Source organism: Kouleothrix sp. 19917 (genome assembly GCF_057073505.1).
The window spans coordinates 6,500,935-6,524,623 of record NZ_CP097099.1 but is presented as its reverse complement, the minus strand read 5'-3'; the positions used below and the strand labels follow the sequence as shown (position 1 = coordinate 6,524,623).

17 protein-coding genes are annotated in these 23,689 nt (G+C 62.8%); 6 read left to right on the top strand and 11 right to left on the bottom strand.

Features of this window, described 5'->3' with window-relative positions; translation table 11 throughout:
- Positions 1-18 precede the first annotated feature (18 nt).
- The 4 genes from M1P90_RS26420 to nifS all read left to right on the top strand — a co-directional run bounded on the left by M1P90_RS26420 (position 19) and on the right by nifS (position 4,578).
- A complete protein-coding gene (locus tag M1P90_RS26420) occupies positions 19-1,014 on the top strand; it encodes an ABC transporter permease (RefSeq protein ID WP_483698592.1) in 996 nt (331 codons plus the stop codon).
- Between the two features lie 78 nt (positions 1,015-1,092).
- Complete coding sequence (locus tag M1P90_RS26415) at positions 1,093-2,124, top strand: ABC transporter ATP-binding protein (RefSeq protein ID WP_483698591.1); 1,032 nt, start codon at positions 1,093-1,095, stop codon at positions 2,122-2,124.
- Positions 2,125-2,176: 52 nt separating this feature from the next.
- Positions 2,177-3,265 (top strand): ABC transporter ATP-binding protein, encoded by a 1,089-nt coding sequence (locus tag M1P90_RS26410; protein WP_483698590.1) that lies wholly within the window; start codon positions 2,177-2,179, stop codon positions 3,263-3,265.
- A gap of 134 nt (positions 3,266-3,399) precedes the next feature.
- Positions 3,400-4,578 (top strand): cysteine desulfurase NifS, encoded by a 1,179-nt coding sequence (nifS, locus tag M1P90_RS26405; RefSeq protein WP_483698589.1) that lies wholly within the window; start codon positions 3,400-3,402, stop codon positions 4,576-4,578.
- Between the two features lie 155 nt (positions 4,579-4,733).
- On the opposite strand, the gene M1P90_RS26400 is transcribed toward nifS, so the two are convergent.
- From M1P90_RS26400 to M1P90_RS26390, 3 genes are all read right to left on the bottom strand, one after another.
- Positions 4,734-5,987: a peptidase MA family metallohydrolase gene (locus tag M1P90_RS26400; protein WP_483698587.1), complete on the bottom strand. Its 1,254-nt coding sequence runs from the start codon at positions 5,985-5,987 to the stop codon at positions 4,734-4,736.
- 188 nt (positions 5,988-6,175) lie between these two features.
- Positions 6,176-6,805 (bottom strand): YigZ family protein, encoded by a 630-nt coding sequence (locus tag M1P90_RS26395; protein WP_483698586.1) that lies wholly within the window; start codon positions 6,803-6,805, stop codon positions 6,176-6,178.
- A 17-nt stretch (positions 6,806-6,822) separates the two neighbouring features.
- Positions 6,823-8,958 (bottom strand): ATP-binding protein, encoded by a 2,136-nt coding sequence (locus M1P90_RS26390; protein WP_483698585.1) that lies wholly within the window; start codon positions 8,956-8,958, stop codon positions 6,823-6,825.
- A gap of 243 nt (positions 8,959-9,201) precedes the next feature.
- Between M1P90_RS26390 and M1P90_RS26385 the strand changes: the two genes are divergently transcribed.
- Positions 9,202-10,494 carry an adenylosuccinate synthase gene (locus M1P90_RS26385; RefSeq protein ID WP_483698584.1) on the top strand — a complete coding sequence of 431 codons (1,293 nt, stop codon included), beginning with the start codon at positions 9,202-9,204 and terminating at the stop codon, positions 10,492-10,494.
- Positions 10,495-11,785: 1,291 nt separating this feature from the next.
- Here M1P90_RS26385 and M1P90_RS26380 read toward each other — a convergent pair.
- The gene (locus M1P90_RS26380; RefSeq protein ID WP_483698583.1) at positions 11,786-13,162 is read right to left on the bottom strand and encodes an amidase; all 1,377 of its coding nucleotides are present in this window, start codon (positions 13,160-13,162) and stop codon (positions 11,786-11,788) included.
- A 342-nt stretch (positions 13,163-13,504) separates the two neighbouring features.
- On the opposite strand from M1P90_RS26380, the gene M1P90_RS26375 reads away from it, so the two are divergent.
- Entirely contained in the window at positions 13,505-16,885 is a 3,381-nt protein-coding gene (locus M1P90_RS26375) for a tetratricopeptide repeat protein (RefSeq protein WP_483698582.1), read from the top strand.
- Positions 16,886-17,408: 523 nt separating this feature from the next.
- Here M1P90_RS26375 and M1P90_RS26370 read toward each other — a convergent pair.
- The 7 genes from M1P90_RS26370 to M1P90_RS26340 form a co-directional block, all read right to left on the bottom strand.
- Positions 17,409-17,630 carry a helix-hairpin-helix domain-containing protein gene (locus M1P90_RS26370; RefSeq protein WP_483698581.1) on the bottom strand — a complete coding sequence of 74 codons (222 nt, stop codon included), beginning with the start codon at positions 17,628-17,630 and terminating at the stop codon, positions 17,409-17,411.
- Between the two features lie 74 nt (positions 17,631-17,704).
- Positions 17,705-18,514: an alpha/beta fold hydrolase gene (locus M1P90_RS26365; protein ID WP_483698580.1), complete on the bottom strand. Its 810-nt coding sequence runs from the start codon at positions 18,512-18,514 to the stop codon at positions 17,705-17,707.
- 291 nt (positions 18,515-18,805) lie between these two features.
- Positions 18,806-19,555 carry an SDR family NAD(P)-dependent oxidoreductase gene (locus M1P90_RS26360; protein ID WP_483698579.1) on the bottom strand — a complete coding sequence of 250 codons (750 nt, stop codon included), beginning with the start codon at positions 19,553-19,555 and terminating at the stop codon, positions 18,806-18,808.
- Positions 19,556-19,906: 351 nt separating this feature from the next.
- Positions 19,907-21,229 (bottom strand): MFS transporter, encoded by a 1,323-nt coding sequence (locus tag M1P90_RS26355; RefSeq protein ID WP_483698578.1) that lies wholly within the window; start codon positions 21,227-21,229, stop codon positions 19,907-19,909.
- 173 nt (positions 21,230-21,402) lie between these two features.
- Positions 21,403-21,909, bottom strand: coding sequence for a GyrI-like domain-containing protein (locus M1P90_RS26350; RefSeq protein WP_483698577.1), 507 nt, complete (start codon positions 21,907-21,909; stop codon positions 21,403-21,405).
- A gap of 141 nt (positions 21,910-22,050) precedes the next feature.
- Complete coding sequence (locus M1P90_RS26345) at positions 22,051-22,851, bottom strand: alpha/beta fold hydrolase (protein WP_483698576.1); 801 nt, start codon at positions 22,849-22,851, stop codon at positions 22,051-22,053.
- Between the two features lie 247 nt (positions 22,852-23,098).
- Positions 23,099-23,683, bottom strand: a complete 585-nt coding sequence (locus M1P90_RS26340; RefSeq protein ID WP_483698575.1) for a dihydrofolate reductase family protein — start codon at positions 23,681-23,683, stop codon at positions 23,099-23,101.
- Positions 23,684-23,689 lie beyond the last annotated feature (6 nt).

Genomic DNA, 23,689 nt, shown 5'->3' with positions numbered 1-23,689 from the left:
GGTAGATGAGGTGATTTGATGGCGACGACTATATCGAAACCAGCCGCCAGCGTCGACAGTGTCGAGCAGGCATTTGTCACCCGCGCGCCACGCAGCCTGTGGAGCGATGCGCGGCGGCGCCTGCTGCGCAACAAAGCAGCAGTTGCGGCCCTGTCGTATATCTGCCTGCTGATCATTGTGGCGATTATTGCGCCACTGCTGGCGCCGCACAACCCGATCGAGATTTTCCCCGGCAAGACCTATATTCAGGCGGCATGGGTGGAAACGCCGAACCAGCCGGCGAAAAGCGGCACCTGGACTTACCCGCTTGGCACCGATGCGGTAGGCCGCGATGTATGGAGCCGCCTGGTGTATGGCACGCGCACGTCGCTGGTGGTGGGCTTTGTGCCGATGACCTTTACCTTGCTGCTTGGCACGGTGATCGGCCTGGTTGCGGGCTTCTTCGGCGGCGCAGTCGATGCCTTCCTGATGCGCTTCGCCGAGATCGTCTATTCTTTCCCGGCGTTTCTGTTCTTTATTATCGTGATGACAGCCCTGAAAGACACACCAATCGGCAAGTTCTGGAATGGCTTCCTGATCTTGTTTGGCGCGCTTTCGCTGGTGGGCTGGGTCGGCGTGGCCCGCCTGGTGCGCGGCCAGGTGCTTTCGCTGAAAGAAAAAGAGTTTATCGAGGCGGCGCGCGCAGTTGGTGTGCGCCAGCACAATATTCTCTTCAAGCACCTGCTGCCCAACTCGCTTGGCCCAATCATTATTTCGGGCGCGTTCATCGTTCCTGGCGCGATTATCGCTGAAGCCGTGCTTTCATACCTGGGTATTGGTCTGCGCCCGGCAACCGACCCCAACTCGCTGTTCCCGGTGAGCTGGGGTAATATGATCCTCGACGGCAAGGCCGCCATCACGGCGCAGCCCTGGCTGCTGATCGCGCCCGCCATTGCGATTGCGTCGATTACGCTGGCGTTCACGTTTATTGGCGACGGTCTGCGCGACGCGCTCGACCCGCGCGAAGCGAACTAAGTTGACCCGCTATTCGCCGCCGCCCCGCTTGCGGCAGCGATGGGACCTTCTGTAAGAGCTAATTCGAAGGAAGCTGCTATGCCGCCATTACTCGAGGTTCGTAACCTGAAGGTGCAGTTTAAGACGCAAGATGGCCTTGTGAATGCCGTCAACGACGTCTCCTTTCATCTTGAGCGTGGCGAAACGCTTGGGATCGTGGGAGAAAGCGGCTCGGGCAAGAGTGTGACCTCGCTTTCACTCATGCGCCTGATCCCAACTCCGCCCGGTAAAATCGCCAGTGGCTCAATCCTCTTTGATGGCGACAACCTGCTCGATTACTCGGAAGAGGAAATGCGCCACGTGCGCGGCAATCGCATCGCGATGATCTTCCAGGACCCAATGACCTCGCTTAACCCGGTGCTGACAATTGGCCGCCAGATCACCGAGTCGCTCGAGCTGCACATGAAGCTCACCGGCAACGAAGCGCGCAAACGCGCCGTGGAACTGCTGAGCATGGTCGGTATCCCTAGCGCAGCCCGCCGCCTCGACGATTACCCGCACCAGTTTTCGGGCGGTATGCGCCAGCGCGTGATGATCGCGATGGGCCTTTCGTGCAACCCCGAATTGCTGATTGCCGACGAGCCAACCACCGCGCTCGACGTGACGATCCAGGCGCAGATCCTTGAGCTGATCAACCGCCTCAAGAACGAAACCGGCACTGCCGTGATTATCATCACCCACGACCTGGGCGTGGTGGCCGGCATGGCCGACCGCGTGGCCGTGATGTATGCGGGCCGGATCGTTGAGGAAGGGCCGACGGGCGAGATTTTTGCGAACCCGCGCATGCCCTACACAATCGGCCTGCTGCGCTCGATCCCGCGCCTCGATGAGCAGGACGGCCGAAAACTTACGCCTATTCGCGGTCTTCCGCCGGATCTTATCAACCTGCCGGCGATCTGCCCGTTCAGCCCGCGCTGCGATTACTTTGTGGCCGGCAAATGCGACCAAACCGTCCCGCCGCTCCGCCCAGTTGGGCCGGATCATCGCGCGGCGTGCTTGTTCGATATTACCCTCGAGACGCCCATCCCGGCACACGAGAATGCCGAGGCCGTCACCGAGATCGCCGGTTAAGGACAGTATTGCGCGGCCCTGAGCACGCGCCTACGCGCTAAGAGGATTGGTTATGACGACACAAGCAAACGGGGCGACACCAGACTTGATTCAGGTGAACGACCTGCAGATGCACTTTCCGGTGACCAAGGGCATTGTTTTTCAGCGCCAGGTGGGCGCGGTGAAGGCCGTCGATGGCGTGAGCTTTTCGATTAAGAAGGGCGAAACGCTTGGCCTGGTGGGCGAATCGGGCTGTGGCAAGTCGACGACGGGCCGCGCAATTCTGCAGCTCTACCGCCCAACCGCCGGCTCGGTGGTGTTTCAAGGGCAGGATCTCGTCAAGCTCAAGGGCGAGGAACTGCGCCGCATGCGCCGCAAGGTCCAGATGATCTTCCAGGACCCGTATGCCTCGCTCAACCCGCGTATGACCGTGGGCGACATTATTGGCGAGCCGATCAAGGTGCATAACCTGCGCCAGGGCAAGGCCGTGCGCGAGCGCGTGCAGGAGCTGCTGCAGCTTGTCGGCCTCAATCCCTACTTCATCAACCGCTACCCGCACGAGTTCTCGGGTGGCCAGCGCCAGCGCATTGGTATCGCTCGCGCGCTCGCGGTTGAGCCCGAGTTTGTGGTGTGCGACGAGCCGGTGTCGGCGCTCGATGTGTCGATTCAGGCGCAGGTGATTAACCTGCTGGAAGATTTGCAGGATCGCCTGGGGCTGACCTACCTGTTTATTGCGCACGGCCTCTCGGTGGTGAAGCACATCAGCGACCGCGTGGCGGTGATGTACCTGGGCAAGGTCGTCGAGCTGGCCGAGGGCAGCAAGCTCTACTCGATGCCAATGCACCCCTACACCCAGGCGCTGCTGTCGGCGGTGCCCATCCCCGACCCGCGTGTCGAGAAGCGCCGCAAGCGCATCATCCTCGAAGGCGATGTACCCAGCCCGCTCAACCCGCCGTCGGGCTGCCACTTCCACACGCGCTGCCCAATCGTGATCGACCGCTGCAAGGTCGAAGAGCCGCCGTTTATGGATTACGGCGGGGGACACTTCGCGGCCTGCTGGCGCGCGCGCGAATCGATTGGCCTGATGCCTGGCCGTGGCGCGGAGGCGATTGCTCCGCCCGTGACCGAGGTGCCGGAAGCGCCGCAGGAAGCCTCGGCCTAAGACACTCGCTGCAACCTGTCTTGTGAAGCGCGGCCGATTGGGGTCGCGCTTTTCGTTGCCACCTGTGAGCTTTGGCGCTCGTGTGCGCGAGGTGTTACAATGCCCGCGTTCGTTTCACCAAAGAGGAAGTGGTTATGGCTGAGCGGCTGATCTACCTCGATCACGCGGCGACAACTCCCGCCGACCCGCAGGTTGTTGCGGCGATGCTGCCGTATTTTACCGAGCAGTTTGGCAATCCATCGAGCATTCATCGCGCTGGCCGCGCCGCGCTTGAGGCGCTCGACGATGCCCGCGACAGCGTGGCGCGCGTGCTGGGCGCGAACCGCAAAGAGATTATTTTCACCGGCGGCGGCTCGGAGTCCGATAACCTGGCGATCAAGGGCGTGGCCCTGGCGCAACGCCAGGCCGGCCGTGGCACGCACATTATCACCAGCGCGATCGAGCATCACGCTGTGCTGCATGCGTTTGAGTATCTCGAGGCGTTTGGCTTTGAAGTCACGATCCTGCCGGTCGACTCGCACGGCCTGATCCGCCCAGCCGACCTTGAGGCCGCGCTGCGCCCCGACACCGTGCTGGTGTCGCTGATGTATGCGAACAACGAGATCGGCACGATTCAGCCGCTGGCCGAGCTGGGGGCGCTGTGCCGCGCGCGTGGCGTGCCGCTCCACACCGATGCGGTGCAGGCGGCTGGCTCGCTGCCGCTCACCGTCGATGCCCTGAATGTCGACCTGCTGACGCTGGCGGCGCACAAGTTCTATGGCCCGAAAGGCGTGGGCGTGCTGTATGCGCGCCGTGGCACGCCGCTGCTGCCGCAGATCAATGGTGGCGGGCAGGAACGCCGCCGCCGCGCCGGCACCGAGAATGTGGCGGGCATCGTTGGGCTTGCCACCGCGCTGCGCCTGGCCGAAGCGCGCCGCGCCGAGTATGCCGCCCACTCTGCCGCCCTGCGCGACCGGCTGATCGCCGGGATTTTGGAGCGTGTGCCGCTCAGCTCGCTGAATGGCCACCCCACGCAGCGCCTGCCGAATAACGCCAATATTGCCTTCGAGTATGTGGAAGGCGAAAGCGTGCTGCTGCTGCTCGATCAGCATGGCATCGCGGCCTCCAGCGGCTCGGCATGCACCAGCGGCTCGCTCGAAGCCTCGCATGTGCTGACGGCGCTGGGCCTGCCCTACGAGCAGGCAATCGGCTCGGTGCGCTTTTCGCTCGGCAAAGACACCACCGACGCCGATATCGACGCTGTGATCGCGGCGCTGCCCGACATGATCGAGCGCCTGCGCTCGGTGTCGCCGGCCTATCGCGACGCGGCGTAGCGAAGGAAATGGGGGATGGTTTTCTGACCCATCTGGCAGTCGCTAGCAAACGTTGGTAGCACAGCCACGCACTACGCACTATAACCCAAGTGCGTAGTGCGTACTAATTTTCTCACCCAGGCCGAGTCCCCTGCTGATACCTGCATACTGAAGCCCTACCCATACTTCTGCTCCAGCCACGCGCGCCACTCCTGATCGAACTGCGCGTAGCTTGTGCCGAACGCCGCTTGCACCGCCTTTTCGAGCGACTGGCTTTTCTGGTAGGCGCGGGCCAGCGCCCAGAAGCCATCCAGCCCACCATGCTTTTCCACAATAAACGCCACCAGGGCATACGCAAAGCCATAGGCCAGCGCACGATCCTGCCGCAGCGCGCTGAGATGCTCTAAATCCTGCTTGAAGGCCGGCGACGTCGTGTCGATGATCGGGATGATGGTGCCGCCGCGCACGGCCGCCCGCAGGTCGTTCGGGTGGGTGTTGCCCGCCACAAACTCGGCCAGCCCTTCTTCCATCCAGCTGCTCACATTCGATGCGTCGGGGAAGCTGCGATGCTGCACCAGATGCGTGTACTCGTGCGTCAGCACGTTCTCAAGCTCGCCTTCCCAGCCGGCATTTGCGTCGTAGTAGCCAAACGCGAAGGAGTGCGGCGCGTAGATCGTGATCGTGTCGGTGTCGGTGATTGGCCGGTAGTAGGCCAGCGCGAACGAGCTTTCGAAGGGGTGCAGGCCATAGATTGGGTTGATGAACACTTGCGCCTTCTGCTCAGGCGCGCGCCCCAGGCGGGCCAGCACATTGCTGCGCGCCCGCTCCATCATGCGCATTAGTGCGTCGTTCACGTCATTCGCCCACGGGTAGGTGTCGAAAGTGAAGTGCGCGCTCGCCAGCGTCAGCGGCGCGCCAAGCTGCGCAACCGATGGCTCGGAAATGACCCAGCGCCCGCCAACTTCGCGGAACGGCCAGTCGGCGGCGAAATTGCCACTGGTGGCGAGATGCGCCAGCACAAAGCCATGCTCGCGCGGCGCGATGCTTTCAACTCGCAGAGCGGCGATGCCATAGCGCGCCAGCGCCGACTGCTGGAATTCATCGAACTGCGAGCGCGCAAAGCGGCGAAACGGCGCGTTCGTCTGGTCGATTGTCTGGTCGAGCAGGTCGGGCTGGTTGTCGTTATATGCCTCGACAAAGCGATCAAGCGTTTCCTGAATGCTGCGCTTGATCTCGGCATCGCTGGGCGCAGCAGTTGGCGCGGGCGTTGCCGTGGGCTGTGGCGCGGGCGTTTGCGCTGGCGTGGCTGCGGGTTCCGTTGCAACAACCGTGGCGGCGGGCTGGGTGGGCGCGGCGGCGGGCGTGCCGCTGGCGCAGGCGGCCAGCGTGAGTATGAAAAACAGGATCAGAAAGCGAAAAGGACGAGGCATAGCGAGGGTTCCTTGGCTAGAGCGATAGGAGGAATGAGCATTTGCAAGTGACTACAAAGAGTGCGCGGTGATGCAAAGAGCGTAGTGCGTAGCGCGTAATTCCACAGTGGATTTCAAATTAATTGAGCCAAAACCTGAGTTTAGCCTCGTCCTCTGTGCTCTCCATGTTCTCTGTGGCCCAACTCATTTCAATCGGCCGCGCCGGGCTCGGCCAGCGCCTCAACCAGCGCCTGCCCGGCCGTGAGCGTTTCGAGCGCGGCCACGAATGGCGCGCACTGCACGGCTGGCAGCAGCACATCCAGCGTGACATCGGCGGCGAATTCTTCGGCCAGGGCGGCACCATCGTGCGCGGCCAGCAGGCGGCGGGCTTGCTCGTAGGCGCTGTAGGGCAGCAGCACGCGCAAGGCGCGGCGCTCGATCTTTTCCTCTCGCGGGGCGATTGCCAGCACGGCTTTGGCCGCGTCGCCATAGGCGCGCACCAGCCCGCCCGTGCCCAGCAGCGTCCCGCCGAAATAGCGCGTCACCACCAGCACAACGTCGCCCAGGCCGCTGCCACGCAGCACCGCCAGCGTTGGGCGGCCAGCCGTGCCGGGCGGCTCGCCATCGTCGGTGGTGCCAAGCGTGGTGGTCGCGCCGTGGCCAATCACATAGGAATAGACATGGTGCGAGGCGTCGGGCATTTCGGCGCGCACGGAAGCGATAAATGCGCGCGCGGCGTCGACGCTGGCAGCGGGGGCGATGCTGGCAACGAAGCGCGAGTTGAGCACGCGGATTTCGCTGCGGGCGGGGCCGGCTGGAACATAGAATGCTTCGCTCATGGCGGCATTTTACCGCATTATGGGCGAAGAAGCTCGGTCGCGATTGGCAGCGTGAAGAGGAAGGTGCTGCCTTTGCCAACCACACTTTCGGCCCAGATGCGCCCGCCGTGCAGCTCGACCAGTGCCTTCGTGATCGCCAGGCCCAGGCCAGTGCCACCGATGCGCCGCGTGTTGGTGTTATCGACGCGGTAGAAACGCTCCCAGATGCGCGGCAGATCTTCGGCCGGGATGCCAATGCCCTGGTCACGCACGCGCACCAGCAGGAAACGCCCGGTTGGGTGATCGTCGGGCAGCTCGACGGCTTCAGTGACGGTCAGGCCAATTTCGCCACCGCGCGGCGAGTATTTCGCGGCATTGATCAGCAGGTTGAACAGCACCTGCTTGATCTTGTCGCGGTCGATATAGGCTGGCGGAAGCTGGTCGGGGATGTCGATCACCATGCGGTGGCGCGTGGAAAGGTGGTGGCTGAGCTGGGCGGTCATTTCGTTGATCAGCTGGCGCACCGAGACGACCCACTGGTTGAGCTTGACGGTGCCGGCCTCCAGGCGCGAAATGCCAAGCATGTCTTCCACCATCTGCGAAAGGTGGTTGGCCTCGTTATACACCGTTTTGACGAACTCGCGCTGCTCGGCGGGGGCGAACTCGCGCGCCAGCAGCAGCTCGGTGTAGCCGAGGATGGACGTGAGCGGCGTGCGCAGTTCGTGCGACACCACCGAGATAAACTCGCTTTTCAGCCGATCCGACTCGCGCTCGCGCGTGACATCGCTGACCAGCCAGAGCCGCCCGGTAAGCTGGCCCATGCTGTCGCGTGTTGGCACCGAAAGCACATCCAGCTCCTGGTGCGGGTCGCGCAGACGCAGCGTAATGGTTTGCACTTCGGTGGGGTTGCTTTGCCCGCTGGCGCAGAAATCGTTCAGGCCCATCGGGTCGTTCAGGCGCGCCAGCACCAGCGCCACCAGATCCCAGGGCACATGGAAGGGCGTGTCGTCGTGCGTTTCCTCGATGCCCCACAGGTGCCGCCAGGCCGGGTTGTGGCGCAGCACGCGCCCCTGCACATCCAGCAGCGCCAGGCCAATCGGCATGCTGGTGACAACCTGGTTGAGCTGGGTGCTGGTTTCGAGCAATTCCTGGTAGCGTAATGCGCGGCGCAGCGGCTGCGGGGCCACGCCGCACAGCGCCTGCACAAACGCCACTTCACTGTCGCCAAAGGCGGCGGTGCGCGGGCTGCTGAGCACCAGCACGGCCAGCACCCGGTCGCCGGCACTAATCGGCACAGCCAGCTCGGCGCGCATGGCCGGCCCGCCCGCCTGGTAATCGGGCTCGCGGTTGACATCGCGCGAAAGCAGCGAGCGACCGGTGCGGGCTACGCGCCCAACCACGCCCTGCTCCCAGCTGATGCGGCGGCGCGGCTCGCCATGGAGCGCCGGCACATTTTGCGGGTAGCCCTCAATCGCCTGCACCACCAGCTCGCCGCGCTCAGAATCAACCAGGCTGATCGCGCCGGCCTCTGCCCCGGTGGCATCGAGCGCCTGGCGCAGCAGCATCGTCAGCAGGGAACCGAGCGAAAGCGGCGCTTCCAGCTCGTGCCGCAGCACCGTGATCTCGTGAGCCTGCTCGCCGGTCAGCTCGTCGGCGCGGGCGGCCAGCACGGGCAGGGCATTTTCTGGCTGCTCGACGGCAATGGCCGAGGCGAGCAAGGGCGCGAGTGCGGCTATAAATGCCTGTTCGGCCGGCGAAAAGCCGTTCGCGCCAGCGGCGCGCAGTTCCAGCACACCCCAGGTTTGCCCGCCCCACACAATTGGCGTGCCAAAATAGCTGATTTCGTCGGGCAAACTGGTATCGGTGTCGTCGAGGAGCTGCTTGAAGGGAATGGTCGTCTGCACTGGCGAGCCGCGCTGCACAGCCAGATCGGTCAGGTCGTCGATCCAGTAGGCGTGCCAGCCGTCTTCGGTGCGAATATGCTCGCCGGGCTCGTTGGCGTCGGTGCTCTGCGGCCAGAAGACCAGCCGCGCATCGTGAAACGGCACCGCCTCACGCAGCAGCGCAAACAGCTGGCGAACACGCTCCGCAAGCGGCTCGTCGTTCGACAGAAGCCGCGCGGCTGCGGCAAGCAGCTGCAAGGGCACCTGAGTTGTAGCTGGCGACGTGAGCATCCAGGGTTCCAGGCGATACCAATGCGCTCGGTACTGCCAATGAGGCTGAGCGGCCAGGCCGCTTACTGGTGCTATTGTAGCGTGTTCATGGGCGATGTCAACTCAGAAAGATGACAAACTGCCAACGCCGCAAATCAGGACCTATGGCGTGAATATCGCGCCAGAACATACGCTATAATACTCGCTGCCTGGCTCTCACAGGCGCGGCCACACCAGCCCTCGGAAGAAGAAAGCGACATACCTATGCCTGTTGTTGCAGTTATTGGCGCTCAGTGGGGCGATGAAGGCAAAGGCCATATTGTTGATCTGCTCGCCGAACGCGCGCGCCTGGTGATTCGCTATGGCGGCGGCAATAATGCCGGGCACACGGTTCTGAACGACCACGGCACATTCAAGCTGCACGTCGTGCCGTCGGGCATTTTCGACCCCGGCACCGTCAATGTGATCGGGCATGGCGTGGTGATTGACCCGGCGGTGCTGCTGGAAGAGCTGAACGATGTCCAGAGCAAGGGCATCAGCATCAGCAAGCTGTTTATCAGCGAGCGCGCCCACGTGGTGATGCCCTACCATATCACCCAGGATCGCGGCGACGAAACGCTGCGCGGCGACAACAAGATCGGCACGACCGGGCGTGGCATTGGGCCAGCCTACGCCGATAAGATGGCGCGCATTGGCATTCGCCTGGGCGATCTGCTGCACGAAGAAACGCTGCTCAGCCGGCTGCGCCAGGTGCTCGATTTCAAGAACAAGATGCTCACCGCGCTCTACCAGGCGCCGCCGCTCTCGCTGCACGAAATCTACCTGCGCTACCTCGACTATGGGCGCAAGCTGGCCGACCATGTGACCGACACGCACCCGATTGTGCAGCGCGCGCTCGACAAAGACGTGCCGATTCTGCTGGAAGGCGCGCAGGGCGCACTGCTCGATCTCGATTTCGGCACCTACCCATATGTCACCTCGTCGCCGCCCGGCGCGGCGGGCGCGTGCCAGGGCGCGGGCATTGGCCCCACGCGCCTTAGCTCGGTGGTGGGCGTGTACAAGGCCTTTGCCACGCGCGTGGGCGAAGGGCCGTTCCCCACCGAAGTTTCGGGCAGCGAGGCCGATGTGCTGCGCCAGCTTGGCACGCCCTGGGCCGAGGTTGGCACCACCACCGGGCGCTTGCGGCGCGTCGGCTGGTTCGACGCGGTGCTGGCGCGCTATGCCGCGCGCGTCAACGGCATCGACACGATGGTGATTACCAAGCTGGATGTGCTTGATACCCTGCCGACAGTGAAGGTGTGCGTGGGCTACCGCCTGCACGACGCCGAGCTCGACTACCCGCCCAGCAATGTCGCCGTGCTTGGCAAGGTCGAGCCGATCTACGAGGAACTGCCAGGCTGGCAGGCACCTACTGCCAACATCAAGCGCTTCGACCGGCTGCCGCCCGAGGCGCAGAACTATGTGGCGCGGCTGTGCGAGCTGACGGGCGCGCGCCTGGGGATGGTGTCGGTCGGCCCGGCCCGCGATCAGATTATTGAGGTTGCGCCGCTCTTTTAGGGCGCTTCGCCTCTTATTCATCAGCACATGCATCCTGAGTAGCGGCGTAGCCGTGTATCGAAGGGTACATGTGCTGATTGTGTTTGCATGTGTTTTGCGGGCGCTGCGTCCCCGTACCTCATTTGGCGCTATGGATCTTTCTCGGGGCGCTTCGCCCCCGTGCCCCCGATTAGGGAAACCCTTGCCGGTTTCCCTAAAACCCTTCCGGCAAAGAGCGCCAGTATCAATTACAACGCTTGTTGTCATGCCTCCGTCCGCATTGCAGTGCGGTACTGCATTCCAATACAATTGCCAGCTTATTGGCACAACGGAGGCATGACACACTGGCATTGTCGTAGCCAGCCACATCAAATTTGGGGTTCGGGGCGATAGCCCCGACGCCGGGTGCCGGGGCGGCGCGAGCCCCGGCGGCCCTGCGGCCTGAGCAAACTGCTTTGAATAAGTATTGGATTGATTGGCAGCTGCCAGCTTTCGGCATAACGGAGGCATAACAGCAAAACTTTTAAACTGCTGGCCCCCCTAATGAGCGTGTCCGGCATGCGAAATACCCGTTGTTATGCCTCCGTTGTGGATAAGGGCAAGGCATCGAGCGATACGTGTTATACGGCGTTTTAGGTCGAGCTAGCTTTCATACTCTGCTGCCAGCGGTCGGCACAACGGAGGCATGACACCAAAACTTTTAAACTACTGGACCCCCTAATGAGCGTGTCCGGCATGCGAAATGCCCGTTGTTATGCCTCCGTTGTGGATAAGGGCAAGGCATCGAGCCATACGTGTTATACAGCGTTTTAGTGCGAAATACCCGTTGTTATGCCTCCGTTGTGGATAAGGGCAAGGCATCGAGCCATACGTGTTATACGGGGTTTTAGGTCGAGCTAGCTTTCATACTCTGCTGCCAGCTTTCGGCACAACGGAGGCATAACAGGCAAACGCAGAAATTGGAATCACGCAAAATTTGGGGTTCGGGGCGATAGCCCCGACGCCGGGTGCCGGGGCGGCGCGAGCCCCGGCGGCCCTGCGGCCTGAGCATACTACTTTGAAGCAGGTACTGCACTTCGTCACGAGCAACGGCCCTGCGGCCCGAGCAAACTGCTTTGAAGCAGGTACTGCACTTCGTCACGAGCAACGGCCCTACGGCCCGAGCAAACTGGCTTCAAGCAGGTGCTGCACTTCATCACGAGCAACGGCCCTGCGGCCCGAGCAAACTGGCTTCAAGCAGGTGCTGCACTTCATCACGAGCAACAGCCCTGCGGCCCGAGCAAACTGCTTTGAAGCATGTGCTGAATTTATTCTACAATCCGCCTGGGCGCGAAAATCCGCCAGTGAGCGGCGCAAGCGCGTGGGCGACCGCCAGCAGCTTTTCCTCGCTCCACAGCCGACCAATTAGCTGCACGCCAATCGGCAGACCGTCGCGATCCTGACCGCACGGCACCACCAGCGCGGGGTGGCTGCTCAGGTTGAATGGGAAGGTGTGGGCGAAAATGTTCCAGTACTCGACCTGCCCACCATCCAGCTCGATTGGTGCGCCCTGCGGGCAATGCGCGAATGCTGTGGTCATTGCGGCGGGCAGCAGCAGCACGTCCCATTCGTCGAAGAATGCTTCCCACTGGCGAATGAAACCATCGCGCCGGGCCAGCGCGGTGAAATATGCCGCGAGCGGAATGGGCTGCTGGCCTGCTTCGGGCGGCTGAAGCGCGCCCATCATCTGCCCAAGCAGCTCGTTGAACAACGCGCCCTGCGCGCCGAAATCGACATCGGGCAAACGTTCCTCGACGCGGCAGCCGCGCACATCCAGCCCGCTCGCGAGCCGTTCGAGCGTGGCGCGGATGGCGTTTGCGACGGGCACGCCGGGGAAGGTGGGTGCCCACGCGACGCGCAAACCCGTGAGCGCGGGCGCGCTTTCCGGCACAAGCGCAACCGGCGGCACATCGGTGTCGCGGCGGTCGGGGCCGGCCAGCACGTGCAAGCCGAGCGCGAGGTCGTCCAGGCTGCGCGCAATCGGCCCGACGGTCGACATGATGCGCACCGGGCGCGGGCCATCGGGCGGGCCAGCGACAATCCCTTCCAGTGAGACGCGATGCTCGGTCGGCTTCAGGCCGTAGACGCCGCAGCAGTGCGCGGGAATGCGGATCGAGCCGGAAAGGTCGGTGCCGACTTCCAGCGGTGTCATTCCTGCCGCGACCGCCGCGCACGCGCCGCCGCTCGATCCACCTGGCGTGCGCTCGACGTTCCACGGGTTGTTCGTGCGCCCAAAGATCGGGTTGTCGGTCTGGGCGTCGGCGAGCAGTGTGGGCACGTTGGTTTTGCCAATGATGATCGCGCCAGCGGCGCGCAATCGCGCGGCGGCGCTGCCATCTTCGGCAGGAACGTAACCGGCCAGTGGCGGGAAGCCGCAGGTGGTGCGCATCCCAGCGACGGCGTGCGCGTCTTTCAGCGTCAGCGGCACGCCGTGCAGCGGCCCCAGCTCGCCGCCCTGCGCCAGCGCCGCGTCGGCGGCAGCCGCTTGCTCGCGTGCACCCGCCTCGTCGAGCGTGACAACGGCGTTCAGCGCGGGGTTATGCGCGGCGATCTGCGCCAAGTGCGCTTCGAGCACTTCGGCGGCGGAAACCTGTTTGGCGCGGATCATGCTGGCGAGGTCGGTCGCCGTGCGAAAGATCAGATCGTTCATGGTTTTGCTCCTCTCGTCCTTTCAATGCTCTCGTTTCTTTTTTGCTCGAGAAGCTTTGCACAAGCCTAGTACAGCGCGCTTGAAGTCCATTTCTGGTTACGACAACCGACGACCGACCACTGACGACGAGTAGTGGTCGGTTGTCCGTGGTCCGTGGTCATTCAGCAACCAGCAACGTATTTCCGCAAACTTGTATTAGACGTTAGCAGATCGTAATCGACAGCGGCTGCAACGGCGTGCTAGAATAGTCTAACCGCCGCAGTTTGTGGTACACGCCCAACCAGCGCCCGATGCCATTGCAGGCCGCAAGCCGGTTCTTTCTCACCGCTGACAGGAACGCCTATGCCAGCCGGACCAACACATATTACGCTGAACATTCACGAAACCAGCGCCGCCGCCGGGCAGGCCTTGGTGTACCACGTGCGCGTGGACGGCGACGTGGTGGCGAGCAACCAGGGTGTGTCGCCGCAGGATGCGCACGCAATGCGCGAGCTGGCCGCGAACTACAGCCGCTTGTTCGAGCAGCGCCGCGCGCCGCAGCTTGCCCAGGGCGAGCAGGCCCGGCTTGGCGACGCGCTGTTTGCGCTGTGGCTCGCGCCCCACTGGCCGGCAATCGAGCAGCGCCTGCCGGCGGGCGCGCCGCGCGTGCTGGTGATTGCGTCGCAGGCCGCCAGCATCCTGAACTTGCCGTGGGAGCTGCTGCGCCACAAGGGCGCGTTTCTTGGGCGCGATTTGCGCACCAGCATCCGCCGTCTGCCCGTCGCCGATGGCGAGCTTGCCACCTTCCGTGGCGAGCTGCCGCCGCGCCCGCTGCGCATTCTGTTTGTGGCCTGCGCGCCAACCGACCAGGAAACGCTCGATTATGAGCGCGAAGAAGCCGCGCTGCTCGGCGCGCTTGCCGCCGCTGGCAACAATGTCGCGTTCGACTCGGGCGACCTGGGCAGCTTCGACGAGCTGCGCGACCGGATCAGCGAGTTTCGCCCGCATGTGGTGCACCTGACCGGCCACGGCATTGTGCACGCCGACGGCCTGGGCTATTTCGCGTTTGAAAACGAGCGCGGCGGCACCGATCTGCGCTCTTCCGAGCAACTGCGCGACGAGCTGTTTGCGGGCAGCGGCGTGCAGTGCGCATTCATTAGCGGCTGCCAGAGCGGCAAAACGCCCCCGCTCGCGGCGATTGGCGGCATCTGTCAGGGTTTGGTGAGCAGCGATGTGCCGCTGGCGATTGGCTGGGCGGCGTCGATTGCCGACCAGACCGCCACCGAGTTCGCCGCCACGTTCTACAAAACGCTTGCCGCCGGCCAGCCGGTTGACCGTGCGCTGACGCAGGCGCGCCAGGTGATTGGCAAGGGCTGCGACGAGCGCGGCGACCCGTCGTGGACGCTGCCGGTGCTGTATGTCGCCAGCACGCAGCAGCAGGTTTTCGACACGAACCCGCGCCGCCCACTTGAGCCGCCCGCGCGCCCGAACATGGTGCAGCAATCGCTCGATGGCATGAACGAGCAGGGCCGCGCCGAAGGTTTTGTGGGGCGGCGGCGCGAGTTGCAGCGCTTGCTGCCCAAACTGCGCAGCGGCGAAATGCAGCTTGCTGTGCTGACCGGCATTGGCGGCGCGGGCAAATCGACACTGGCGACGCGACTGGCGCGCCGGATGGAAACCGATGGCTTCCAGATCATTGCGATTTCGGGCAGCGCCACCAACCCGCTGAATAGCGCGCGCCTGCTGGAAACCTTTGCGCGGGCCTTTCGCGAGGCGGCGCGCCGCCAGCACGCCCAGGGCGACACCATGCTGGCGGACGAGCTGCGCGCCACTGCCGACGATCTGCTATCCGAAACGCAGCCCGCGCAGCGGCGGCTGGAAGATGTCGTGGCTATGCTCAAGCGCGCGCGCTTTGTGCTGGTGCTCGACAACCTGGAAGCCAACCTCGACGAGCGCAGCAAGCAGTTCCTGAACCCCGAGGTGGCAGCCTTCTATGCCGACGTGGCGCGCAACCCGCTGGGGGCGTCGCGCGCGATTGTGACCAGCCGCTACCTGCCCGCCAGCGTGGCGCTGCCGCCCGCCACCGCGCACGAAGAGCCGCTGGCCGATTTCCCGTGGAGCGCGTTTTTAAAGTTCCTGCTGCGCGACCCAGGCGTGGAACAGCGCTATCGCAGCGGCGAGCTGCCGAACGCGCTGCTGCGCGAGCTGCACCGCGTGATTGGCGGCACGCCGCGCTTTTTGCAGCAGGTGCGCGAGCTGCTGCGCACCATTTCCGCCGACGAGCTGCGCGCCTCGCTGCATGGCAGCACCCCGCCCGAGGGCGCAACGCCCGACCAGCTTGCGGCGCTGCAGCGCGCCTACTGCGAAACGATTGTGACGCCGCGCCTGTTTGGCTATCTCCCTACGGACGCGCAGGCCGCGCTGTGCCGCGCCGCCGTGTATGGCGTGGCGGTGCCACTGGCCGGGCTGGCGGCGGTGGCCGGCGTGCCCGAAGCGCGCCTGCGCGAGTACGCCGCCGCCTGGCAGCGCCACGCGCTTGCCTTCCCCGAGCGCGAGCGCGGCAGCGGCGAACTCTGGGCGGCCTACCCGGTGCTGCGCGCCTGGCTGCTCGACCCCGCCCGCCTGGACGATGCCACGCGACAGGCCGCGCACCGCGCCGCTGGAGACTATCTGAACGAGATCGTTCAGCAGAATAAAGCAGACGAGCTTGGCCTGAGCTGGGACGACTGCCTGCTTGAAGCGCGTGCCCAGTATATTGCCGCCGGTGCCTACGATGAAGCACGCGATGTAACTGCGCGTATTGCCGGCGCATACAACCGGCGCGGTCTGTACGCCGAGCAGGAACGGCTCGCCCGCGACATGCTCAACTACGACGACCACCCGACGACACATGGCTGGCTCGGGCGATCGTTTAGCGCTCGTAGCGATTACCAAGCTGCACGCAATGAATACCAACACGCCCTGCGGCAGTCGCAGACAGCAAACGACAAGGCCAGCGAAACTGACGCACTGCACAATCTCGCCACGCTCGATGTCCAAGAAGGTAAGTATGGCAGCGCACGCGCCCTGTTCCAGCAAGCGGTTGCCATCGAGCAGCAGATCGGCGACCGTGCTGGCGAGGCTAGTACACTCCACAACCTCGCCTCGGTCGACCTCCGCGAAGGCAAGTACGGCAGCGCCCGCACTCTGTTCGAGCAAGCACTCGACATCAGGCAGCAGCTCGGCAACCGCGCCGGTGAGGCTGTAACCCTGCACCAGCTCGCCTCGGTCGACCTCAACGAAGGCAAGTACGGCAGCGCCCGCGATCTATTCCAACAATCGCTCGACATCAAGCAGCAGATCGGCGACCGCGCTGGCGAGGCCGACACCCTGCATCAGCTCGCCACGGTCGACCTGGACGAAGGCAAGTATGGGAGCGCCCGCGACCTCTTCCAGCAAGCGCTCGCCATCGAGCAGCAGATCGGCGACCGCGCTGGCGAGGCAGCCACATTTTTCAACCTTGGTAGCCTTGCGGCACGACAAGGCAATACCGAAGCAGGGCTGTACCTTCTCGCCGTATGCTTTTTGATTGATCAAAGCATCGGCCACGGCGACACACAAAGCGATCTCCAGGCTGTGCTCGGCCTTGCTGAGCAGCTCAGCCTTTCCGAAGAACAAGTCCTCGCAATGCTGCGCGAAGTCGCGGAGTCCTACGCGGCTGATCGCGGGCAGGCGCTGCTCGCTGCGGCGCTGGCGCAGGATTGAGCGAGCGAGTGAGCGTAGAGCGATTGAGCGCAGAGCGATTGAGCGCAGAGCGTAGAGCGAAGAAGGCAGAGCGCAGAGCGATTAAGCGTCGTGATATCGTCTTATCATGCGTGCAAACTTTATTGGCGTCCGTGCAAACTCTATTGTCGCCGTGTGATATCGTCTTTTCATGCATGCAAACTCTATTGGCGTGCGTGCTAACTCTCTCGGCGTGCGTGCAAACTCTATTGTCGCGGTGCGATATCGTCTTGTCATGCGCGCAAACTCTCTCGGCGTGCGCGCTAACTCTCTCGGCGTGCGTGCTAACTCTCTCGGCGTGCGCGCTAACTCTCTCGGCGTGCGCGCTAACTCTCTCGGCGTGCGCGCTAACTCTCTCGGCGTGCGTGCTAACTCTCTCGGCGTGCGTGCTAACTCTCTCGGCGTGCGCGCTAACTCTCTCGGCGCGGCTGAATATGTTGCAGGGTTCACTGCGAAGGACGCGAAGACTCAAAAACTTTGCGCTCTTTGCGCGCTTTGCGGTTGATTATTCGGCCTTGCCCTTAAACGACAACCCCTTCGCCGCCAGCGCCTCGCGCAACAGTGGCATTGCGCTTGGGCCGATGCCATGCAGCTTCAGGATGTCGGCCTCGGTGGTGGCGGCAAGCTGCTCGATGTGCGTGTAGCCCGCGCCGGCCAGTGCGCGCTGCGCCGGGGCCGAAAGCCCGCCGGGGAAGCCGCCGGGCAGTGGTTCTTTCTTCTTCGCCATGGTAGCCCTCCGTAACACCATATTTCGTAGTGCGTGGTGCGTAGAAAGAATTCATACGCACCACGCACTACGCACTAGGCTTCCTTCGCCACCGGCGCGTCGAGAAATGCGTTCACCATCGGCACCAGCAGGTCGGCGCGCGCGGATGCGTTCGAGTGCATCGCGCCGGGCAGGATGGCGAGCTGCGAGCGCGGCATGCCCATCATATCGCCGAACACGCCGCCGCCAAACAGGCGGAACATTTCGACTGCGTGCTCGGGCGTCACAAGATCAGAGTCACCGACGATCAGCAAAACCGGCGACGTGATTGCGCGAACGTCATCGGCGGATAAGTCAGTCGTAGCGGCGTCCATCGCGCCCTTTTTCGCAAACAGGCGGTTGAAATCCTCGGGGCGCGGCGCGATGCGCATGTACTCGTCGTGCCAGGGCGAGCCGTGCATCATCTCGGGCTTCATTTCGCCCATGCCGTCCATCAGGCCAGGATGGATTCCGGCAAAGGTGTACGAGACCGAGAGCAACACGAGTTTGCGCACGACCTCGGGGTGCTGCATCGCCACGCGCAGCGCCACGCCCGCGCCCATGCTGTAGCCAAACACATCGGCCTGCGCAAAGCCAAGCTGCGCAATCGCGGCGGCCACGTCGTCGGCCATCGCTTCCATCGACATCGGGCGGTCGATGTCGGCGGTGTGGCCGTGCGCCTGGAGCTCGAACGCGATCACCTGGCGATTTTGCGACAGGCCGGGGATCAGTTGCGCAAACGACGTGCCGATTGCGGAAAATGCGCCGTGGAGCAGCACGAGCGGTGTGCCGCCGCTGCCGTAACGCTCGTAGTACATTTCCAGGCCATTCACCGAGGCGTAGCCGCTGCTGCTTGGGGTTGTCATCTTTTGGTCCTTTTCTCACTCTTGCGTCAGAAGAAGCACTCTTGCCCTTCACATGATAGTCGTATGGCATCCTCTCGAATCGACAAACTTTTCATTGAAATTCTTAATGTCTTCACCACCAAGGCACCAAGACACCAAGAAACGAAAGTTCGTTTGTACGAATTATCGGCATTCGTGTATCTTAAAAACTTGGTGACTTGGTGTCTTGGTGGTAAAACGTATTCTTCAATCTTCGTGTCTTCGTGCCTTCGTGGTAAATCGTACCCAGCACCCTGGGGGTAAATCGTCACCCTAGTCCACGATCGCGCCGCAGGAGATATTCACATCGGTCGAGGTCAGCGTGCGCGCGAGGTCCGACGCGACGAACGCGGCGACGTTGCCGACATCGGCGAGGGTGGCGGCGCGGCCAAGCTGTGTGGCCTCGACGGTGCCCTGCTCGACTGCTGCACGGATCGGGTCGCTCGCGGCAATCGACTCGGGGATGCCGCCGGTTTTGAGCGTCACAACGCGCACGCCCTGCTTCCCAAGCTCGATCGACCACTGGCGGCGCAACCCTTCCATCGCGTCGAGCGCGATCTTGAAACCGCCAATGCCCTCAACCGTCTGCGGGCCGCCGCCACCGAACTGAAGAATGACTCCGCCGCCCTGTTCGGTCATATGCCGCGCCGCCGCCTTGCCGGTAATGAACTGCGTGCGCATTGCGTTGACAATCGGCTGCACAAACTCGTCCACCGACAGATCCATCAGCGGGCGCTGCACATCGCCAACGCCGATCACATTCACCGAGATGTCGATGCGGCCAGCCTGCGCCGCCACCGTGTCGACGTAGGCGTTCACCGCCGCCTCGTCGAGCGCGTCGACAAGCGCCGCTTCGGCGCTGCCGCCGCTGGCGCGGATGCCCTGCGCAACCGCGTCGACGTTGGCCTGCGCGCGACCCGAGAGAAAGACCTGCGCGCCTTCGCGGGCAAATGCGTGGGCAATCGCGCCGCCGATCGAGCCGCCCGCGCCATAGATCACAGCGACTTTGTTTTCGAGCAACATCGCTTCTCCTCCCTCAAGAAATCGAGATCGAGCCACAGAGCGCACAGAGTTCACAGAGCGAGCTGTCTCTGTTTTATCACCGCTTGTGCTTCTATCCTCTCTTCTTATTATTCTGGAAAATAAATTTCCTTGTACTCAGCTTCCAGGAAGCTCAAGCCAGTTTTCTTTCAACCTGATACTCAGATAAGCCTCCTGGAAGCTTGCCCGTTGTATGAAATAACGTATTTTCCAGAGTACTTATTACCTTTGTGCCTTCGTGCCTTCGTGGTTAAAGCTGTTACACTCTGATTTTCAGTTCGGAAATCGTCAGGACGTGCGAGGTATGCTGACTCCTGACTCCTGACTCCTGCTCTACGCAGTTGCCTCGGCCAGTTCGCCTTCGGCGGCGCGCGTTTCGTAGAGCTGCGACAGCGCGTGGTACGAGCGCGACTGCATCGCCACGAATGTGACGACCAGGCCAACCAGCCCGGCGACGATGAACAGAAGCGCGATGCCGCGCCCGGTGCCGGTGCCGAACCAGCCGCCGATCAAATCCGCGCCCGCGCCGTCGGTCATGAAGGGGATGAAAATGAACTGTGCAATCGGGCCGATCATAAATGCCGTGATTGGCGACGCGGCCTGCTCGACACTCTGTGCGAAGCCAAACACGCGCCCCTGCCGCTCGGGCACGATCACTTTCTGCAAAATCGTCTGCTCGCTTGCTTCGACCACGGGCATCAGGCACAGCCAGATGAACATGCCGACGGTCAGCAGCACGATCGACGGCTGAATCGCAAAGAAGATGCAGATCGTCCAGAGCACGAGGTTGGCGCGGAACAGCGTGCGCAGCGGCGAGCGACCGAGGCCGCGCCGCGCCACAATCAGCCCGCCAACGATGAATCCCAGGCTCAGAAAGCCCCACAGGATGCCCCAGACCTGCACCGAAACGAGTTCCAGGCCATACGGGTCCATCAGCGACATAAACACGCCGCCCAGGAAGTTGTTGAACATGCTGAAGAAAATCAGCCCGAACAGGCCCGACACCTGCCCAATCGCCGCGATTGTGCCGCGAATGTCGATTTTGTCGGTGTTCGCGTCGGCGTGAACCACGCGTGTTTCGGTGATGGTGACGGTCAGCAGGTGCGCGATCGCCAGCACGGCCACGGCAATGCCGATTGCCAGCACCCAGAACATGCCCAGAAAGCCAATCGCCAGCCCGCTAAAGATCGACGCGACCAGAAAGCCGACGCCATTGGCTGTGCCAACCAGGCCGTTTGCGCGGTCGCGTGTATCTTCGGGAATCAGGATCGTCACCAGTGTCGAAAGCGCAATCGCGCGCAGGTTGCCCGCAATCGCACCAAACAGAATCAGCACGATGAACACCCACAGCAGCGGGTTCGACACGTCGGCGAAGCCCGCGCCCGACGAGGTGTAAATCGCCAGCGCAACGAGGTAAAACACCAGCGACAGCGCGCTCGACAGCAGCATCGCCGTTTTCTTGCGGTAGCGGTCCACCAGCGAGCCGAGGAAGAATCCGGAAAGGGCGATCGTGACGGTGAAGACGCCGGCCATCACCGAGGTTGCGATCACTGATTTGGTTTCGAGGTAGGCCCAGAACGTGGCTGCAAACCAGATGAACGTGTTTGCCAGCGATGCGGCCAGTGTGTTCGCCAGCACGGCGTAAAAGGTTTTCATGCTTTTGTTTTCATCTCCGCTTCTCTCTGCGCGCTCTACGGCTTAATACTCTGGAAAGAAAGTTTTTATACAGCAGGCAAGCTTCCAGGAAGCTCATCTGGCTATCAGGTTGAAGTAAAACTGGCCTAAGCTTCCTGGAAGCTGAGCGCAAGGAAATTTATTTTCCAGAGCACTTAATCATCGGCAAGCTTAATCGACAGCTCCACATCCCAAAGCAGCTTGCGCGACTCGATGCGATAGTCGGTGAGGTAGGCTTCGTAGCGGCATGCAAACGACTGGTCATGTCCACCGACAGGGCGGTCGAACGCGACGCCACTGCCGTGCGCCCAGCTCATGAGCGCCTGATTGCCCCGCAGCCCGTTGCCCCGGTACGTCAGCGTGGCATACCTGCCCGCTGGAAGCGAAACCGCTCGAATGTCTCCTTCGCCAGCGAGAGCAGCGCGCGTCATCAGCCCAACTTCGACATCCATAATGCCTTTCATGTCGGTGATGTAGTAGCGCAGAAGGTACGGGCCTTGATCATCGAGCGCGTTTACTTTGGCCCACTTCCGTACTTCTTTCAGGCGCTCCGTGACCACGGCAAACATGCCTTGGAACGGCGTCGCAAAGCGGATGCCGAGGTAGGGCCGTTCGGGTTTCTCGACGATCGAGGCCGGCCCGATCACGTTTGCTGCTTTCATAGCTGCATTCCCTGTAAATAACCAGGGCTACGGCAAAGTCCCAAAATCCATCCACAGATGACGCAGATTTCGCAGATGGGAGACCTTTCTGTGTAATCTGCGTCATCTGTGGATACATCTCGCTTCCCATTTCTGGGCTTCTTATTGGGCGGGCGCATCCAGAAATGCATCGACCATCGGGATCAGTGCCGGCGACTCGAAGATGTCGTAGTGGGTCATGTTCGGCAGAATCGCCAGCTGCGATTTTGGCATACCCGAGCGGTCCCAGCTGCCGTCGCGCTGGCCGCCGCCCAGCAGCGCAAAGAACTCGGCTGCGTGCGAAGGCGGCAGGCCGTCGGCGTCGCCAAACACCAGCAGCACCGGCATCGTCAGGCCCTTCACGCCTTCGCTGTAGTCGTAGTCGCCGCGCATCATGTCGCCCATCTTCGCGCACAGCTGCGTGAAATTCTCAGGGTGTGGCGCAACGGCGGTGTAGGCTTCGTACATTGGCGTGTTTTTCATAAACTCGGCTGAGTGCGCGCCAATCTGGTCCATGCCCGCCGTCTGCTCGGGGTACCAGCCGCTGCGCTTGAACGGAATCGAGACGACGACGAGCTTGCGCACACGCTCGGGGTGCTGTATCGCCGTCTGAAGACCCACGCCGCCGCCCATGCTGTAGCCCATCACGTCGGCCTGCACGAAGCCCAGGTGCTCAATCAGCTTGCCGACGTCGTCGCCCATCGCCTCCAGGCTGAGCGGGCGGTCGATGTCGGCGGTGTGGCCATTGCCTTGCAGGTCGACCGCGATCACCTGGCGATGCGCCGAAAGCTGCGGCATGATCGGCTCGAACATCGCGGCCAGTCCAAAGCCGCCGTGCAGCAGAATGAGCGGATCGCCTTCACCGTGGATCTCGTAGTACAGCTCGAGGCCGTTCACGGGCGCGTAGCCGGATTGGGTCGTCATTGCAGATCCTTTCACGTTGGAGCTTCAAGAATGGAAAAAGTAGGTCAGTGCCGGTGCGAGCACTTCTTCGGAAACGCCGTGCCATTCGCCGGGCAGCGTGCGGAACTCGGCGGCAGGAAGGGCTTCCACGAAGGCACAAAGGCACGAAGATTTTATAACGTTCTGAAAACTTTCGTGTCTTCGCGTCTTCGTGGTAAACGTTCCTTGCGGGCTTAATTAAACGGTATTGTGCTTGTCTCTATAGTTCCTAGGCATGGAGCGCGGCTGGTTCGTAGGCAAGAACGGCCACGCCTTTGGATGTGCTCGTTGCTGAAACGAGCTTGAGCGTGGCAGGCGCGCCGCCGCTGGGAAAGAGCTGGCGACCGGAACCAAGTACCAGCGGATGCACCAGCAGCACGTAGCGATCGATCAGGCCGGCGCGCAGCAGCGACTGCGCCAGCGTGCCGCTGCCCATGATCACAATGTTGCCGTTTTGCTCGGCTTTGAGCTTTGCCACGCTCTCAGCCGCGTTGCCACGGAGCAAGGTCGAGTTGGCCCACGGTAACGGCTCGGCCAGCGTGGTCGATGCGACGTATTTCGGCATGGCGGTGAGCATTCCTGAAAACGGGTTGCCCGTTTGCTTCGGCCAGAAATCATAGAATTGCTCGTAGGTCCAGCGTCCGAGCAGCAGCGCATCCATGCCGGGTAGCGCCTCGCCCGCGTCCTGCATCGCGCCATACGGCGCGGCCCAGCCGCCCTGCGTGAACCCGCCACGCGTGTCTTCGTCTGCGCCGCCCGGGGCTTGCAGCACGCCGTCGAGCGTCAGATTTGTGAATACAATAATGCGTCCCATGCCACT